This is a genomic window from Clostridium sp. Marseille-Q7071, assembly GCF_965112025.1.
Window position 1 is genome coordinate 2,462,722 of sequence record NZ_CBCOPR010000001.1, and the last position, 16,532, is coordinate 2,479,253.

17 protein-coding genes, 1 pseudogene and 2 CRISPR repeat arrays are annotated in these 16,532 nt (G+C 26.4%); all 18 genes and pseudogenes read left to right on the top strand.

The window, feature by feature from the left end:
- Window positions 1-27 precede the first annotated feature (27 nt).
- The gene (locus tag ACWPW7_RS11550) at window positions 28-477 is read left to right on the top strand and encodes an ABC transporter permease (protein WP_454053618.1); all 450 of its coding nucleotides are present in this window, start codon (window positions 28-30) and stop codon (window positions 475-477) included.
- Window positions 447-872: an ABC transporter permease gene (locus ACWPW7_RS11555; protein ID WP_454053619.1), complete on the top strand. Its 426-nt coding sequence runs from the start codon at window positions 447-449 to the stop codon at window positions 870-872. Before ACWPW7_RS11550 ends, ACWPW7_RS11555 begins: the two co-directional genes overlap by 31 nt.
- 9 nt (window positions 873-881) lie before the next feature.
- Window positions 882-1,867, top strand: a pseudogene (locus ACWPW7_RS11560) (ABC transporter ATP-binding protein).
- Window positions 1,867-2,871, top strand: a complete 1,005-nt coding sequence (locus ACWPW7_RS11565) for an ABC transporter ATP-binding protein (protein WP_454053620.1) — start codon at window positions 1,867-1,869, stop codon at window positions 2,869-2,871. The pseudogene ACWPW7_RS11560 and the gene ACWPW7_RS11565 overlap by 1 nt, the downstream one beginning before the upstream one ends.
- 642 nt (window positions 2,872-3,513) lie before the next feature.
- Window positions 3,514-3,768, top strand: coding sequence for a metallophosphoesterase family protein (locus tag ACWPW7_RS11570; RefSeq protein WP_454053621.1), 255 nt, complete (start codon window positions 3,514-3,516; stop codon window positions 3,766-3,768).
- Complete coding sequence (locus tag ACWPW7_RS11575) at window positions 3,749-4,084, top strand: metallophosphoesterase family protein (RefSeq protein WP_454053622.1); 336 nt, start codon at window positions 3,749-3,751, stop codon at window positions 4,082-4,084. Before ACWPW7_RS11570 ends, ACWPW7_RS11575 begins: the two co-directional genes overlap by 20 nt.
- Before the next feature lie 123 nt (window positions 4,085-4,207).
- On the top strand, window positions 4,208-4,489 hold the full coding sequence (locus tag ACWPW7_RS11580; protein ID WP_454053623.1) for a hypothetical protein: 282 nt from the start codon (window positions 4,208-4,210) through the stop codon (window positions 4,487-4,489).
- A gap of 151 nt (window positions 4,490-4,640) precedes the next feature.
- Window positions 4,641-4,814, top strand: a complete 174-nt coding sequence (locus ACWPW7_RS11585) for a hypothetical protein (protein ID WP_454053624.1) — start codon at window positions 4,641-4,643, stop codon at window positions 4,812-4,814.
- 81 nt (window positions 4,815-4,895) lie between these two features.
- A complete protein-coding gene (locus ACWPW7_RS11590; RefSeq protein ID WP_454053625.1) occupies window positions 4,896-5,441 on the top strand; it encodes a cyclase family protein in 546 nt (181 codons plus the stop codon).
- A 346-nt stretch (window positions 5,442-5,787) separates the two neighbouring features.
- A CRISPR array of direct repeats spans window positions 5,788-6,211; the repeat unit is 30 nt; unit sequence GCTGAACCATAACATGAGATGTATTTAAAC.
- An 845-nt stretch (window positions 6,212-7,056) separates the two neighbouring features.
- Window positions 7,057-7,545: a CRISPR direct-repeat array (repeat unit 30 nt).
- Window positions 7,546-7,569: 24 nt separating this feature from the next.
- Window positions 7,570-7,701 (top strand): HepT-like ribonuclease domain-containing protein, encoded by a 132-nt coding sequence (locus tag ACWPW7_RS11595; protein WP_454053626.1) that lies wholly within the window; start codon window positions 7,570-7,572, stop codon window positions 7,699-7,701.
- Between the two features lie 358 nt (window positions 7,702-8,059).
- Window positions 8,060-8,752, top strand: coding sequence for a CRISPR-associated endoribonuclease Cas6 (gene cas6 / locus ACWPW7_RS11600; protein ID WP_454053627.1), 693 nt, complete (start codon window positions 8,060-8,062; stop codon window positions 8,750-8,752).
- A 12-nt stretch (window positions 8,753-8,764) separates the two neighbouring features.
- Entirely contained in the window at window positions 8,765-10,513 is a 1,749-nt protein-coding gene (gene cas8b / locus ACWPW7_RS11605; RefSeq protein ID WP_454053628.1) for a type I-B CRISPR-associated protein Cas8b/Csh1, read from the top strand.
- The gene (locus tag ACWPW7_RS11610) at window positions 10,506-11,450 is read left to right on the top strand and encodes a type I CRISPR-associated protein Cas7 (RefSeq protein ID WP_454053629.1); all 945 of its coding nucleotides are present in this window, start codon (window positions 10,506-10,508) and stop codon (window positions 11,448-11,450) included. Before cas8b ends, ACWPW7_RS11610 begins: the two co-directional genes overlap by 8 nt.
- Before the next feature lie 3 nt (window positions 11,451-11,453).
- The gene (gene cas5b / locus ACWPW7_RS11615; protein ID WP_454053630.1) at window positions 11,454-12,197 is read left to right on the top strand and encodes a type I-B CRISPR-associated protein Cas5b; all 744 of its coding nucleotides are present in this window, start codon (window positions 11,454-11,456) and stop codon (window positions 12,195-12,197) included.
- 86 nt (window positions 12,198-12,283) lie between these two features.
- Window positions 12,284-14,314: a CRISPR-associated helicase Cas3' gene (gene cas3, locus ACWPW7_RS11620; RefSeq protein ID WP_454053631.1), complete on the top strand. Its 2,031-nt coding sequence runs from the start codon at window positions 12,284-12,286 to the stop codon at window positions 14,312-14,314.
- A complete protein-coding gene (locus ACWPW7_RS11625) occupies window positions 14,290-14,862 on the top strand; it encodes a hypothetical protein (RefSeq protein WP_454053632.1) in 573 nt (190 codons plus the stop codon). Before cas3 ends, ACWPW7_RS11625 begins: the two co-directional genes overlap by 25 nt.
- A 166-nt stretch (window positions 14,863-15,028) precedes the next feature.
- Window positions 15,029-15,523 carry a CRISPR-associated protein Cas4 gene (gene cas4, locus ACWPW7_RS11630; RefSeq protein WP_454053633.1) on the top strand — a complete coding sequence of 165 codons (495 nt, stop codon included), beginning with the start codon at window positions 15,029-15,031 and terminating at the stop codon, window positions 15,521-15,523.
- A 9-nt stretch (window positions 15,524-15,532) separates the two neighbouring features.
- Window positions 15,533-16,531, top strand: a complete 999-nt coding sequence (cas1b, locus tag ACWPW7_RS11635; protein WP_454053634.1) for a type I-B CRISPR-associated endonuclease Cas1b — start codon at window positions 15,533-15,535, stop codon at window positions 16,529-16,531.
- Window position 16,532: the final 1 nt, after the last annotated feature.

The window sequence follows — 16,532 nt, forward strand, 5'->3', positions numbered from 1 at the left end:
AAGGTTAATTTAAAAATGGTGAATTTTATGAACATAAATAATAAAAAAGCTAAATTAATATTAAAGAATAAGAGTGTAGTATTTGGAGTAATTTTCTTAGGGTTTATTACGGTAATTTCTATATTTGGTCCATTGGTAATGACAAAGGATAGAGATCAAATAAATACATCTATAGCAAATAAGCCTCCAAGTTTAGAGCATGTTCTTGGAACAGATGATTTAGGAAGAGATATTTTAGTAAGATTAGTTTATGGTGGAAGGGTTTCCTTAGCAGTTGGAATAGGAGCCACTTTTATATCTTTAACAATAGGAGTTTTTTTAGGAGCCATTGCTGGGTATTTTGGTGGTAAGATAGATCTTTTAATAATGATCCTTGTAGATGTTTTTATGTGCCTTCCTTTTTTTATAATAGCTATAATATTAGCATCTTTAATAGGTCCTAGTATGTGGAATTCAGTTATAATAATAGGTTTTTAGGATGGACAACTATTGCTAAAATAGTTAGAGGACAAGTCCTTGCAATAAAAGAGCAGCAGTTTATAGAAGCTGCAAGATGTCTTGGTATGGATTCTATGGAAATAATATTTAAACATATAATTCCTAATATTATCTCTTCTATAATTGTATATGCTACTTTAGGAATTGCTGGAGCAATATTGGCAGAAGCAGGGTTAAGTTATTTGGGAATGGGAGTAAAACAACCTGTTCCTAGCTGGGGAAACATGCTTTCTACTGCTAGAAATATGAAGTCTCTTATGAGATATTGGTGGCAATGGGCACCACCAGGAATAATGGTGTTTTTAACTATACTTTCAATTAATTTTATAGGAGATGGATTAAGAAATATTATGAACCCAAGGACAAAGGAGTAAAAAATTGTTATGGAAGATAATATATTAGAGGTAATAGATTTAACCACTAGTTTTAAATGTGATGAAGGAAAAATTAAAGCAGTAGACGGAGTTAGTTTTAATTTGAAAAGAGGAAAAAGTATTAGGTATCGTTGGAGAGTCAGGCTGTGGGAAAAGTATAACAGCTATGTCTATTATGAGACTTGTTGAAAAGCAAAATGGATTAATAGAAAAGGGAGTATTCTATTTGAAGGAAAAGACTTATTAGAATTGAAAGACTCAGACATGAATAGTATTAAGGGAAATGAAATCTCAATGATATTTCAAGAACCTATGATATCTTTAAATCCAGTACTTAGAATAGGAGATCAAATTGGTGAGATATTAAAAGTACATAGAAATGTAAAGGGAATGAGAATAAAAAAGAGTTATAGAGATGTTGAAACTTGTTGGAATTAAAAGAGCAGATGAGGTTATAAATGAATACCCTCATAAGCTTAGTGGTGGGATGTGCCAAAGGGTTATGATAGCTATGGCATTATGTTGTACTCCTAAGCTTTTAATAGCAGATGAGCCTACAACAGCATTGGATGTAACAGTACAAGCTCAAGTGTTAGACTTAATTAATGATCTTAAGGATAAGTTAAATATGTCAGTAATTTTTATAACTCATGATTTAAGTCATATGTGAAGTTGCAGATGATGTAATGGTAATGTATGCAGGAAATATAGTGGAAAAGGCATCTGTAGAGGAAATATTTGATAATCCTGTTCATCCATATACAATAGGCTTAATCAATTCAAGACCAGAGAATTTTAAAAAGGGAGAACCACTTAAATGTATTAGGGGCAAAGTACCAAAACTTTCAGATGTATTAGAAGGATGTCCATTCGCTGACAGGTGTGATTACGTTATGGATAAATGCATGAAATATAAACCCCACTTAAAAACCATAAAAGATGGTCATGAAGTTAGATGCTTCAGATATGATTTGAAAGAGAAAGGTAAACTTTAATGAATAAGATAGAATCTAATAAAGAAAAACTATTAGAAGTTAAAAATTTAAAATGTTATTTTAACTATGGTAGAAATCTATTTAATAGAGAGAATAAAATAATTAAAGCAGTAGATGGAATCTCATTTCATATTAATAAAGGTGAAGTATACGGACTTGTAGGAGAGTCAGGATGTGGTAAATCCACGACTAGTAGAGCAATACTAAACTTAATACCTAAAACAGGAGGAGTTTTAAAGTTTAATAGTGAGCTTATTTATGATGTAGAAAATAAATATAGCATAAGTAAGAAGGATATGCAGAACTTAAGAAAAGATATGCAAATGATATTTCAAGATCCATGTTCATCACTAGACCCAACCATGACTATAGAAAATATAATTAAACAAGGTATAGTAAAACATGGAATTGTAGATAAAAGAAAATCAAGAGATGAAATTAAAAGGATATTGGATTTATGTGGACTGAGAGAAGAAAGCATTAATAAGTATCCACATGAGTTTAGTGGAGGAGAAAGACAAAGAATTGTTATAGCAAGAGCATTATCTCTTAAGCCAAAATTTTTAATTTGTGATGAACCTACAGCTGCATTAGATGTTTCAATACAAGCACAAATTCTTATGCTTATGGATGAGTTAAAAAAAGAAATGGATTTAACTTATTTATTCATATCTCACAACTTAAGTTTAGTTAGATATTTTTGTGACAGAATAGGGGTTATGTATCTTGGAAATATTGTAGAAGAGGCACAAGGAGAAGAATTATTTTTAAATGCTAAACATCCTTATACTAAATGTTTAGTTTCATCAATACCGAAAAGTCATCCAAAGGAAAAAAAGACTAGGATAATAATGAAGGATGAAATACCAAATGGATATAATGAAATAAGAGGATGTAAATTTAACACAAGATGTCCGTATGCAACTGAAATTTGTGAGAATCAGGTACCAATATTTAAGGAAGTTTCAAAGAATCACTTTGTTGCATGTCACAATATTAATTAGAAGTTGCAGTGATTTTAAATTTTAATCTAATATAATTTCAAAATTTCTTACTTTTTAGTTATTCCAACAATAAATATATAATTATTAATAAATTTATATAAACTTTTCCAAACCTCATATAAAATAAAACTCCTCACAATCCATTGAGAATTCAAGGTTTGTGAGAAGCTTTTTATTAATTTTTAAAAACTCAAAATAGTTGGTAAAAATTTTAATAAATCCTTTATTTTCAATAGGTTAAAAGGTATAATAAAAATAGAGAATGGCTTGACTACAGTGATTGAACCTTAACATAGGATGTATTTAAATGTTATATATTCTTTTAGTGCTTGCATCCATTCAACTGTTGAACCTTAACATGGGATGTATTTAAATAATAGTAGCACATCATAAATCAGCAATAGGTGCAGCGTTGAACCTTAACATAAGATGTATTTAAATGCAGATATGGTCCATAACATAGTAGAACTTAAAGAATTGAACCTTAACATAAGATGTATCTAATTACATAAAAAACATTAATATATAACTTTAAAATAAGAACTTACTATATAAATAGTAGGTTCATTTATTATATAATCTACACTATTTAAGTATATAAGATAATAAAAATTCAATAGATAGGATTTGGGGTTAGTAGCTATGAAAATTTTTGTAACTAGTGATATACATGGAAGGTTAAGTGTTGTACATAAAATAACTGAATTTCTTAAGGATAAAGAAGATATAGATTACATAATTTTATGTGGCGATATAACAGGAGATTATTCTTGGGAATGTTTTAGTGATCTTGAAGAAAAACAGTATGAAAATTATAGAATCATTAGAGAAAGTTTTAAAGATATAAAGGTAAAGCTTTTATTTATACAAGGTAATCATGATATTTTCAATAGATAAAGATGATAACAATTATTTACCAAACAATAACTCAGAAGAATTAAAAAAATTTATTTCCATAGAATATTTAAACTTTTTTATGTATGGGACTAAAAGAGAAGGTAATGAGGAGGATATGAAATATAGATTATCTAAGCTTGATATTGAAAATGAATCTATCATTATATCCCATATTCCGCCTTTTAAGTGTTTAGATAAAGATAATAACGGAGTTCATTATGGCAGTAAGTCTATTAGAGAAATGATAAAGAATAAAAAACCAGCCTATTTTTTCTGTGGACATGTTCATGATGGATTTGGATTCAAAATTATATAATACAAAAGTTTTTAATGTGGCATGCAATGAGAGTAATACTAGAGGGTGGATTGTAGATTTAGAAACTGAAAAATATAACAAAGTTATTTTATAAGAAATTTTACTTTGAAAAGGAAGAGAAATATGTATTCAAATGATAGAGAAGAATTAAATAATATACTAATTGGTAATGACGGAGGGGATATTTTAAATTATGGTGATAGAATTTTGCAGTTAATTCCTGAACTTATTATATGTAATCACTGTGACCATGAACATAGAGCTCATAAGCATAATGTATATTATCATATATTACATGTTGTTAGAGGCGTAAATAAAGATTTGGTAGTTAAACTTGCAGCTTTATTTCATGATATAGGTAAGCCTTATGTAAAAAGAAAGTTAAAGATAAAGTTACTTTTGTAGGACACCAAAAGTAAGTGAAGAACTAGGGAGCCTTGTATTACAAAGGTTAGGATATGATGAAGAAACCATAAGGAATGTATCTTTATTAATAAGATTACATGATACTAAAGTAAAAGGAACCATTGAAGCAATTAATGAATGTATAAATATTATGGGACAGGAAAACTTTGAAAGGCTTTTAATATTACAAACAAGTGATATAGAGGCACATTCAGAGAAATATGCCGAGCTGACTATGTCAAGGTTAAATAGAACTAAGGAGGTATATAATCTGTATAGAAACTTCCAATATAAAAGGCTAATGATACAAGATAAAATTATATAGATAAATTTACAAGATAATAGTTATATTAGTTAACAGAGTTTACTGTGTTTTTATATAAAATATAGTCATGAGGTGATATAAATGTCAAGGTTTATAGATTTGAGTCATTACTTTGAAGATGGAATGCCAGGTTTTAAAATGAAAGATGAATTTGGACAGTTAATACAATACACAGCTAAAATAAAGCCCTTTTTAACTCATGAACAATCAGCCCCTACTTTTGATGGAAAGGCATGTTTTGAAATAACGGAGATAACCTTTCAAACTTCAATAGGTACTTATTTAGATTCTCCATATCATCGTTATCATGAGGGCAGAGACATTAGTGAAATTGAAATTGATGAAGTTGTACTTGAAGGTATAGTTATAGATGCGAGAGGTAAGGGGGATTTTGAGCCTATAGGAGTTGACATTATTCCAAATGGGCTTGACTTAAGTGGCAAAGCAGTTCTATTTAATTTTGGATGGGACAAATATTGGAGAGAAGAAAAATACTATTCTTATCCTTATATATCTGAAGAACTTATAAATTTTCTTATAAGTTCACAAGTAAAGCTGGTAGGCGTAGACACTATAAATATAGATAACTCCCGAAATTCAGAAAGACCTGCTCACACACTATTTTAAAAAATGACATTCTTATAGCTGAAAACTTAACATCTCTAGAAAAATTATATGACCATAATTTTAGATTTTTTGCAGTTCCTTTAAAAGCTAAGAAAACAGCAGCTATGTCAATAAGAGCATTTGCAGAGATTAAATAAAAATATATATAAATTAGTTTATATATATATAAATTTACCAACCTCAAAGGAAATAAAACTCTTTCTAATCCATTGAAATATCAAAGATTATGAGGAGTTTTTATTAATTCTTTTAAAAGCGCAAAATGATTGGTAAAATTTTAAGAAGAGTCTTTAAATTCAATGGCTTTAATGATATGATAAAAATACAGAATGGCTTAAACACAGTAGCTGAACCATAACATGAGATGTATTTAAACATTTTATTTCTTGCCACTATAAGTTTTAGTGAATAGGCTGAACCATAACATGAGATGTATTTAAACGCAAATAAAAAAGCAGCATCTTGTATTAACCCTTCGCTGAACCATAACATGAGATGTATTTAAACAAGATAAATAAAGATGAAGATATGGACTTTGTTATGCTGAACCATAACATGAGATGTATTTAAACGATAAGAGCGATAAGAGAGTATGTTTAGCTGCTAATGCTGAACCATAACATGAGATGTATTTAAACTGTTCATGAGCAAGAGCATGAACAAAATCAAGAGAAGCTGAACCATAACATGAGATGTATTTAAACAATACATTCTTATAGTTAGTTATTGTTTTTGTATCGCTGAACCATAACATGAGATGTATTTAAACCACTAGGTAATGACTCTTTTAAATTCTCCAATAAGCTGAACCATAACATGAGAGGTGCAGGCATAGGAACCATATCAATTGTTGCTGAACCATAACATGAGATGTATTTAAACGAAAATAAAATACGTGGACTTGATGCAAGGAAGGTGCTGAACCATAACATGAGATGTATTTAAACGCTATAATTGTGGTACAGCTTCTATTTCTATCGTGCTGAACCATAACATGAGATGTATTTAAACAAGTACATTCAAGCCAATGAAGAGATTAAGAATAGCTGAACCATAACATGAGATGTATTTAAACGGAGCATATGTCGCAAAAGCTCTTGACTTCATATCGTTGAACCATAACATAGGATGTATTTAAATGGGTAAAGCAAGTAATTCGTGCCATAGTTCTAAAACATTGAACCTTAACATAAGATGTATTTAAATGATATGCTTCTGGAGCTTGTATGGGGTATTAACATTAATTGAACCTTAACATAAGATGTATTTAAATTGTGGATGTGAAGGAAAAGTAAATATAATAGGACCTATTAAACCTTGACATAAGATGTATTTAACACTCCTGCGGGAAGTATTTCCTCTGGGGTGCAGTAAATTTATCAACGTAACGCCTAAATTTTCTACTTTCAGTTTATCTTAATAGCAAATTTTATATAAAGTTTTACCAACCTGAAAGAAACTAAAATACCTCATGGTCTATTGAAAATTCAAGGTTTATGAGGAGTTTTTTATCAGTTTTTTAAAAATATAAAATGGTTGGGAAAGTTTTAATAAACCCTTTATTTTCAATGGATTAAGGGATATAATGAAAATAAAGAATGGCTTAATTACAGTGATTGAACCTTAACATAGGATGTATTTAAATGCAGTTCCATCTGCATCCCTTCCATATGCTTTTACACATTGAACCTTAACATAGGATGTATTTAAATAATCTTTTTGCATCAATTAAATTTTTTAATAAGTTATTGAACCTTAACATAGGATGTATTTAAATGTTTTAAACCAGCAAGTTTTATTTTTAATATAATATTGAACCTTAACATAGGATGTATTTAAATATAATAAATGTTCTTTTTCTTCAAATTCATTACCATATTGAACCTTAACATAGGATGTATTTAAATTTATCATTGCTTTCAAGTAACATTTCTAATTCATTAATTGAACCTTAACATAGGATGTATTTAAATATTATTTTTAGAACATCTCTTGCATACCGTGTGCTATTGAACCTTAACATAGGATGTATTTAAATATGTTGAATTAGATCCAGCCTTTGAACTTACTTCAAATTGAACCTTAACATAGGATGTATTTAAATAAGTGTGTATCTGTAAAATTTAATATGGCTAAATTTAGAAATAGAATAGTGCATATGTATTTCAATGTAGATGATGAGATGATATATGATATAGCTCAAAATAATCTTGAAGATTTAGAAAGATTTATTAAAAATATAATAAAAATAATTGAATAAAATTAAAACTAATATATGATTTGCAGATGTATTTAAATAAAAATTCTTAAGAGTTTACTTTAAATTTTTAAGAGTTTTTATTTTTATTTAAAGGAAAATATGATTTGTAAAATATTTACTTAATACGAAAGTTGTATAAAACACATAAATTTTGTAGAAAAATATATAGTTTTAGGGAAAGTATTGATTATTTACAACAATATGTATTATTATATAAAATATAACATAATGATGTATTTAAAGATAATTAATATTAAAATTTATGTATGTGAACCATAACATTTGATGTTGATAAATAAATACATCATATAATTTTATCAATAATTAATATTAAAATATATAAAATGGAGGTGAAATAATGAAAGTTTATGAAGTAACACTAAAAATATTTCTTCTTAAAGATCTACCCATGGATAATACCTATGAAGAATTGTCAGAATTAATTGATAAATCATTGTGTAAAGATGAAGAATTATTAGCTTTGCATAATGAAAACAAGTATAAATATTATACTTTTTCATTACCTTATAAATTAGAGCAAGATAAAATATATAAAGCTTGCAATTTGTATTCAGTAAAAATAAGAACTATTGATGAAAAGATCTTAAAAAATTTTAAAACCCAATTAGTAAATATGTATACACCAGTTATTAAAGCGTTAACTATAGAGGTTAAAGTAATCCCTAAAAAACATATTTCAACTATTTATTCTATAACACCAGTAGTTATAAAAACAGATAATGGATACTGGAAAGGCAATTTATCATTAGATCAATATGAAAAAAGAGTAAAAACTAACATTATAAAGAAGTGGAATCAATTTTTTAATGAAAAAGTTAGTGAAAACTTTCCATTATATGACTTTATAAAATTTGATAACAAAAAGCCAATCGGTATAAAATATAAAAATATCACCTTATTAGGGGACAAGCTGACATTAAATATATCTGATGATGAATTATCGCAGAACATACTCTATTTAGCATTAGGTGCAGGCATTGGAGAAATTTGCTCAAGAGGTATGGGGTTTGTTAACTATAAATGGATATAAGGAGGTGAGTAAATGCTTCAAGATGCAATTAATACCTTTAAAGATATATATGATAAAAAAGGAGAAGATTTTATAACGGATTCTTATGTTCCAGCTGATGGAGATTATATAATAATAGTCCCAGAAGATGATACATTTACAGAATTAGCTTCAATAACAATAAAACAAGATAAAAAAACAAAAGAAGTAGACAGAAGCAGTGAGTATTTTAAGTTTATCTGCAATGCTGACTATTTAAGCAAGCTTATAGATATGAATAAGCCTATAGATAGTAATAAGATAATACACAGTAATAATTATTTAAGTTTTTTTGTAAAAAAGGATAATGTGAATAATGGTAAGCTTAACGAAAAAATAATAGATTCTTATTATGAAATCTTAAAAAATCCTGAAATAAAATATTCTAAAGATAAAGAAAAACTTAGGCTATATAAAGAAGTAGAAAATAAATATGGAAAATCTAATGAAACACTTATAGAAAATATAAAAATATGGATTAAAGAAAATATTAAAAATTATGTTGATGAAAATAGTAATGATAAATCCTATATAAAATTCTTTTTTAAATATGATTTAGAAAAGTACAAAGAGGAAAATGAAAAATACGTAATACCTAATATATTTAACAGTGTAGATTTTAATGTAAAAATAGAGGAAAAAACTTATGGGCTACCTAATGATAATATGGGATTAAATTCTAAAAAACCATATTTAGAAAATAAATCAAGAAAGACTAAAGTTCCTCACTTAATATCATTAGAAGAAGCATTAATGCAAAAAAAATTCTTTGATTATCTTTTAAATCAAGCTTCTATTGGAAAGACAAATATTTATATAGATAATGAAAAGATATATCCTAAAAATGATAAAGAATCAATGGATAGTGATTTTAGTGGAATATATTTGAGAATAAAAAAGGGTAAAGAATTAGAAATACATGATTTTGACACAGTAAATGATTATAAAGTAAATATAAAACCTATAAAGCTAAAAAATGTAATAGATGTAGAGTTAAATAAGAGTAATCTTATTTACAATACAAATATAACAAATTTTAATACTATCAAAGATCTAATAAATCAAGTATTCTTTAGTAAATTTTTAACTTCTAATTATTTTACAGATTCCAAAGATATGAGTATAAATGATAATAATTTAAAAAGAAATATATTATTGTCTAGAAGATCACTATTTAATTGGTTTTATAAAGGAAATGATTGCACTGTATGGAAGGTACTTAAAGAAAGCAGTTTAAGTTTAATAAAAGGATCTATAGAAAATGGATATATATTTAAAGCAGGAGAACAGTTTAATTTAAGATGTGCTTTAAAAGGATATTTTGAGAGAGGGGAAAAATGTATGGCTGATATATTATTAGATGTTAAAGCATCATTAAGAAATAAAATATCTCAGAAAGACACACCATCAATAGATAATGACAGAGAATATTATTTTGCAGTAGGACAGCTTACAAATTATTTAATATCATTAAGTAAAGCTGCTAAAAAAACTCATTCTTTAGCTAATCCAATCATTAATGCTAAAAGCGACGACAGAATTAAAACAGAATTGAAAAAATTATTTAAAAAATATAATTATACAATGGATAAAAAAATGAGTAAGAGATTTGATAATCTTATGACTATGGTTTCTTCATATATGCCAGACGGTAATGTTAATGACGATTTAATAATAGCAGGATATCTTCATAGTAGTTTAATATATGAAAAATCAGGCAAGGAGGAAAGTGAAAATGAATAGTAGAGTTTATGGTGTTTTAGGTATAGTTTCAAGGATGAGCAATTGGAATGCAGATTTTACTGGATATCCAAAAACAACTTCTTCAGGTGAAATTTTTGGCAGTGATAAAGCTTTTAAATATCCAATAAAAAAAATGTGGGATGAACAGGGTGAGAAAGTTATATATATAAAATCTATGAAACTACAGGAAGGAAAAAAAGGAGAAGTGGAGTTAATTCCAAGATCTTTAAAGGAAAGATATGAATATTTATTTCAAGGAGAAGATTTAAAAGCTACTAAAGATAGTAAAAAGGTTTTAGAAAATTTATTTTCAGCAATGGATGTAAAAAATTTTGGAGCTACCTTTGCAGAAGAAGGAAATAATATATCAATAACAGGGGCAGTTCAAATTGGACAAGGATTCAACAAGTATTTAGATTCAAATGCAGAGGAACAACAAATATTATCTCCTTTTAGAGATGGAAAAAAGAAAAAAGAAGAAGATGATGATGCTAAATCTTCAACTTTAGGAACAAAAATAGTTAGTAATGAAGCGCATTATTTTTATCCATTTACAATAAATCCTCAAGCATATGATGGGTTTAAAGAGCTAGATGTTACTGAAGGATATACTAAGGAAGATTATAAAAAATTTAAAGAAGCTTCTATGATTGCGGCTACATCTTTTTCAACAAATGCAAAGATAGGTTGTGAAAATGAATTTGCTATGTTTGTAGAAACAGATAGAAATTTATATTTACCAGACTTATCTCAATATGTTCTGTTTGAAAAATGTGAGGATAAAGGAAAAATAAAAGTAGAATGCAATAAGCTATTTAAAGATTTAGAAAATAGAATAAAGTCAATAGAAATCTATTATAATCCATACACAACAATTATAGAAAAGGGTATAGAAAATGCAAAATACTTCAACATATTTACAAAAGAAGAGGTATAGAAAATGGATGTTTTAAAATTCACGTTAAAAGGAAAGACTGCATTTTTTAAAAAGCCTGATGTTAACACATATTTTTATTTTACTTATGGAAATATTCATAAAGTAGCACTATTAGGAGCTTTAGGAGCTATATTGGGATTAAAGGGATATAATAATCAAGAGAAAAATAACGAATATCCAGAATTTTATGAAAAACTTAAAGATATAAATATTGGAATAGTGCCATTAAATGATAAGGGCTATATTTCTAAGAAAATTCAAATATTTAATAATTCAGTTGGCTATGCTTCAAAAGAACAAGGTGGAAATTTAATTGTTAAAGAACAGTGGCTTGAAGATCCTAAATGGGAGATTTACATTCTTTTAAAAGGAGAAATAGAAAATCAAATAAAAGATAATATATTAAATTACAATTTTACATTCGTTCCTTACTTAGGAAAGAATGATCATATGTCCACCATAGAAAATATAGAGGTTGTAAAAGGTATAAATAATATAAATAATCCTAAAAGAATTGATAGCTTATATATTAAAGACTATTTTACTTTTAGAAATACTGAGTATAATTTTGATGAAGAAGATGAATTTGAGGATACTTGGAAATATGAAGAAATGCTTCCAGTGCTATTAGAAGAAAATACTAATAGGTATGTTCTAAAATCTTTTGTTCATACTAATTCATTGATTGAGAATTCATCTTATGAATTAATATATGAATGTAATAATAAAAATATATTTTTCTTTTAGAGGGGAAATCCCTCTATTTTTATCCAGTAATTAATAATTAGAAAATTATTTTATAGAATCAATTAAAAATGCAGGAGGTTCAGCACATGTATTTTGATAATATAGAAAAATTCCCAATAGATAAATTTATAAAAGATGATTTAAATATATATGCCCATAAAAGTAAAGACAACAGTAGATTTGAGACTTTAAAAGAGCATTTGGAACTCTCAGAAAAATATTTATATAAAATAACTAAAGCTAAAAATTTAGATAATGTACTATTGAATTTTCAAAATTATTTATTCAATGAAGAATGTGAAGAAGGAATTAATATTTTTAAAGAAATGATGTTTGATGTAATCTATATGCATGATATAGGTAAGATCAATTGTTGTTTTCAATACAAAAAGATGGGCAATGAGTTTTTTAAAAATTATGATGGAATAAATTTTAATTACTCAAACCATTCAATGTTATCTTCGCTTATTTATATTAATTATTATTTTAAAAGAATAAAAGAATTAAAGAATGTGACATCTGATATAAAGAATAAATTAAGATTTTTTATGATTACAAATTCATATACAATATCAAAACACCATGGTTCTTTAGATTCATTTGGTGATTATAAAAATAAATTTTTAGAAGAGGATGGGGAAGGAGCAAGACTATATTTAGAACAATTAAGCATATTCACATCTTCCTATAATGAAGATATAATATTTGAAAAAAATCCTAAGCTTATGAAAAAACTTTTTGAGTTAACAGATAATTATCTAAATCATGAATCAATTAGTAGTAAGGAAAAGATTTATCTGTACATATATGAAAGATTTTTAGCATCACTATTACTTAGTTGTGATTATTATTCAACATCACAATTTATGAATAATGTAGAAATTAACGATTTTGGGCAGATATCAGATATAAATAAATTTTATGATGTTCTAAAAGATACGGAAATATATAAAGGAATAAGAGAATATGAAAAAGAGAGTTATCTTAAGAAGAAAGACTTTAAAGGAATAAAAGATATTGATATTCTTAGAAATGAAATGTTTTTAGATGCGGAAAAAGAACTAGTGAAAAATATAAATAACAATATATATTATTTAGAAGCGCCAACTGGAAGTGGAAAGAGTAATGTGTCATTAAATTTGAGTTTTAAATTAATAGAAAGAGATAAGTTTTTAAATAAAATATTTAACGTTTATCCTTTTAACACATTAGTTGAGCAAAATATAGCTAGTTTAGATAAGATATTTGGCTATGATAAGGAACTATTTAATGAGATAGCTGTAATAAATTCATTAGTTCCAATAAAAGAAGTAATTAAAAATCAAGCTAAAGATGAGAAAAATGAAGAAGTAAATTATGATGAATCATTACTTAATAGGCAATTTCTAAATTATCCTATAGTTTTAACAACACATGTAAGTATATTTAACTATTTATTTGGAACAGCTAAGGAAGACTTGTTTCCACTTATACAAATTGCCAACAGTGTAGTTATTTTAGATGAAATACAAAGTTATAAAAATAATATATGGAAAGAGATAATTATGTTTTTAAATTGTTATGCAGAACTTTTAAATATAAAGATTATAATTATGTCTGCAACATTACCGGAATTAAACAAACTTATAGATTACAGTAATACTAATACAACAAATTTAATTATAAATAGAGATAAATATTTCAAAAATCCTACATTTAAAGATAGAGTATTAATAGATTTTTCTCTTTTAGAAAAAAATGATAATTCTTATGAAGCATTAAAAAATCACGTTTTAAATACTGCAAAAAATACTAAAGATAATATACTTATTGAATTTATAAACAAAAAACGTGCTTTAGAATTTTTTAATGATTTAATTTATAGTTTAGATGCTGAAAAGAAGATTATGCTTATTACTGGAGATGACAATAGCATAGAGAGAAATGAAATGATAGATAAGGTTAAAAAAGAAAAAAATATTGTATTAGTAGCTACTCAAGTAATTGAAGCTGGTGTAGATATAGATATGGATATAGGGTACAAGGATATATCTATGGTAGATAGCGATGAACAGTTTTTAGGAAGAGTAAATAGGTCATGCAAAAAGCCTAAGTGTACTGTATACTTTTTGATTTAGATTCAGCTTCTAGTATTTATAAAGGAGACTATAGAAAAGAAAAAAGTTTAACTCTTAAATCAAGCAGTATAAGAGAGCTAATTTTAGAGAAGGATTTTCAAAAATATTATGATTTGGTTCTTAAAAGAATTAATGAGGAAAGCTCAAAATTCAATGAAAACAATATAGAAGATTTTATAAATGATAAAATAGGTAAATTAAGTTTTTCAGAAGTAGAGAAAAAGATGCGACTTATAGATGATGATAAAAATGAAGTAACAGTATTTTTATGTAGAGATATAATGCTGGGAAATGGAGAAGTATTAAAAGGTAAAAAGGTATGGAATAATTATAAAAAGCTACTTAAAAATAGTGAGCTAGATTATTCTGAGAAAAAGGTAAAGCTTTCAAAAATAACAAGTGATCTAAATTATTTTATATATAAAGTTAAAAGTAGAGATTTTCCTTACAATGATAGATTAGGTGAAATTTACTGTATAGATGAGGGGGAAAATTATTTTACTAATGGTAAATTTGATCGAGAAAATTTTAATATAGGTATCATTTAATTTTATATACAGCATATTAAAAAAAGCTCATAAATAGAATTTTTAATACTTACTATGAGTTTTGTTAAGATAATTGATAAATTATATAATTTCATGCATTTACATAAGAAAAAAGTATTTATAAGTAAGTTCTTTATATTTTAAAACTCATAAAAAGGAGTATGTCATGAAAGTTAACGGTACATTAATAAATTACTATTTTCATTGTAAAAGACAGTGCTGGCTTCATGGAAATAGAATAAATTTAGAAGATAATAGTGAAGATGTGAAGATTGGAAAAGCAATACATGAAGTTAAAAGTGAAAGTTCTACTAATTCAGAGATAACAATAGAAAATATAAAAATAGATAAACTAACTAAAGATTATTTAATAGAAGTAAAAAAATCTGATGCTGATGTTGAAGCAGCTAAATGGCAATTACTTTTGTACTTAAAGATACTAAAAGAAAAGGGAATAGAGAGAACTGGGAAATTAGAATTTGTAGAGAAAAACAAAAGCAAAAATAAAACATTAATTGTAAGTTTAACAGAAGAAAATTCTAGAGAACTTGATATTATAATATCAAAAATAGAACTTCTTTTAACAGAAGAAGCAGCACCAGAGGTAATAAATGAGCCTAAATGCAAAAGATGTGCATATTATGAATATTGTTATATTTAGGAGGAGAGTATGGGGAGCACAAGATATATAACTTCTATGGGAGAATTAACTAGAAAGGATAATTCCTTATGTTTTAGAAAAGATGGAAAGAATGTATATATTCCAATTGAAAATACTAAGGAAATTTATTGCTTATCAGAAGTAAGTATAAATACTAAACTGTTAGATTTTCTATCTCAAAATAATATAATTGTACATTTCTTTAATTACCATGGTGGATATAGCGGAACGTTTTATCCAAGAGAAAGATATAATAGTGGAAGACTTTTAGTTTCACAAGTAGATGCTTATAGAAATAATAGATTAGAAATAGCTAAAGGTATAGTAAATGGAATAGGACAGAATATATCAGAAGTATTATATCATTACTATAAACATGATAAAAAAGAAGTTAAAGAAACTATAGATTGGATAAATGATGAATTTATAACTAATTTAGATAAGGCTAAAGACATAAAACAACTTATGCAGGTTGAGGGTGAAGTTTGGCAAAGATTTTATGGGGAATTCAAATATATATTACCAGAAGATTTTATACTGAATAAAAGAGTTAAAAGACCTCCAGACAATCCTATAAATGCACTAATATCTTTTGGTAATACATTATTATATGGAAAGACAATTGCAGCAATATATAATACACACTTAGATCAAAGAATCAGTTTTCTACATGAGCCATCTGAAGGAAGATTCTCACTTAGTTTAGATATAAGTGAAGTGTTTAAACCTGTTATAGTATATAAAACAATTTTTGAACTGGTAAATAGGAAAAAGCTACAGGTGTCTAAGCATTTTGATAAAAAGGTAAATTATTGTTTATTAAATGAAGAAGGAAGAAAAATATTTATTACAGCATTTGAGGAAAGAATGGAAACTGTATTTATGCATCCAAAATTAAAAAGGAAAATTTCATATAGAACAGCTATAAAATTAGATTGTTATAAGCTTATAAAATTTATATTAGAAGGAAAAGAGTTCAAGCCTTTTAATCTAAAGGAGAACATGTAAT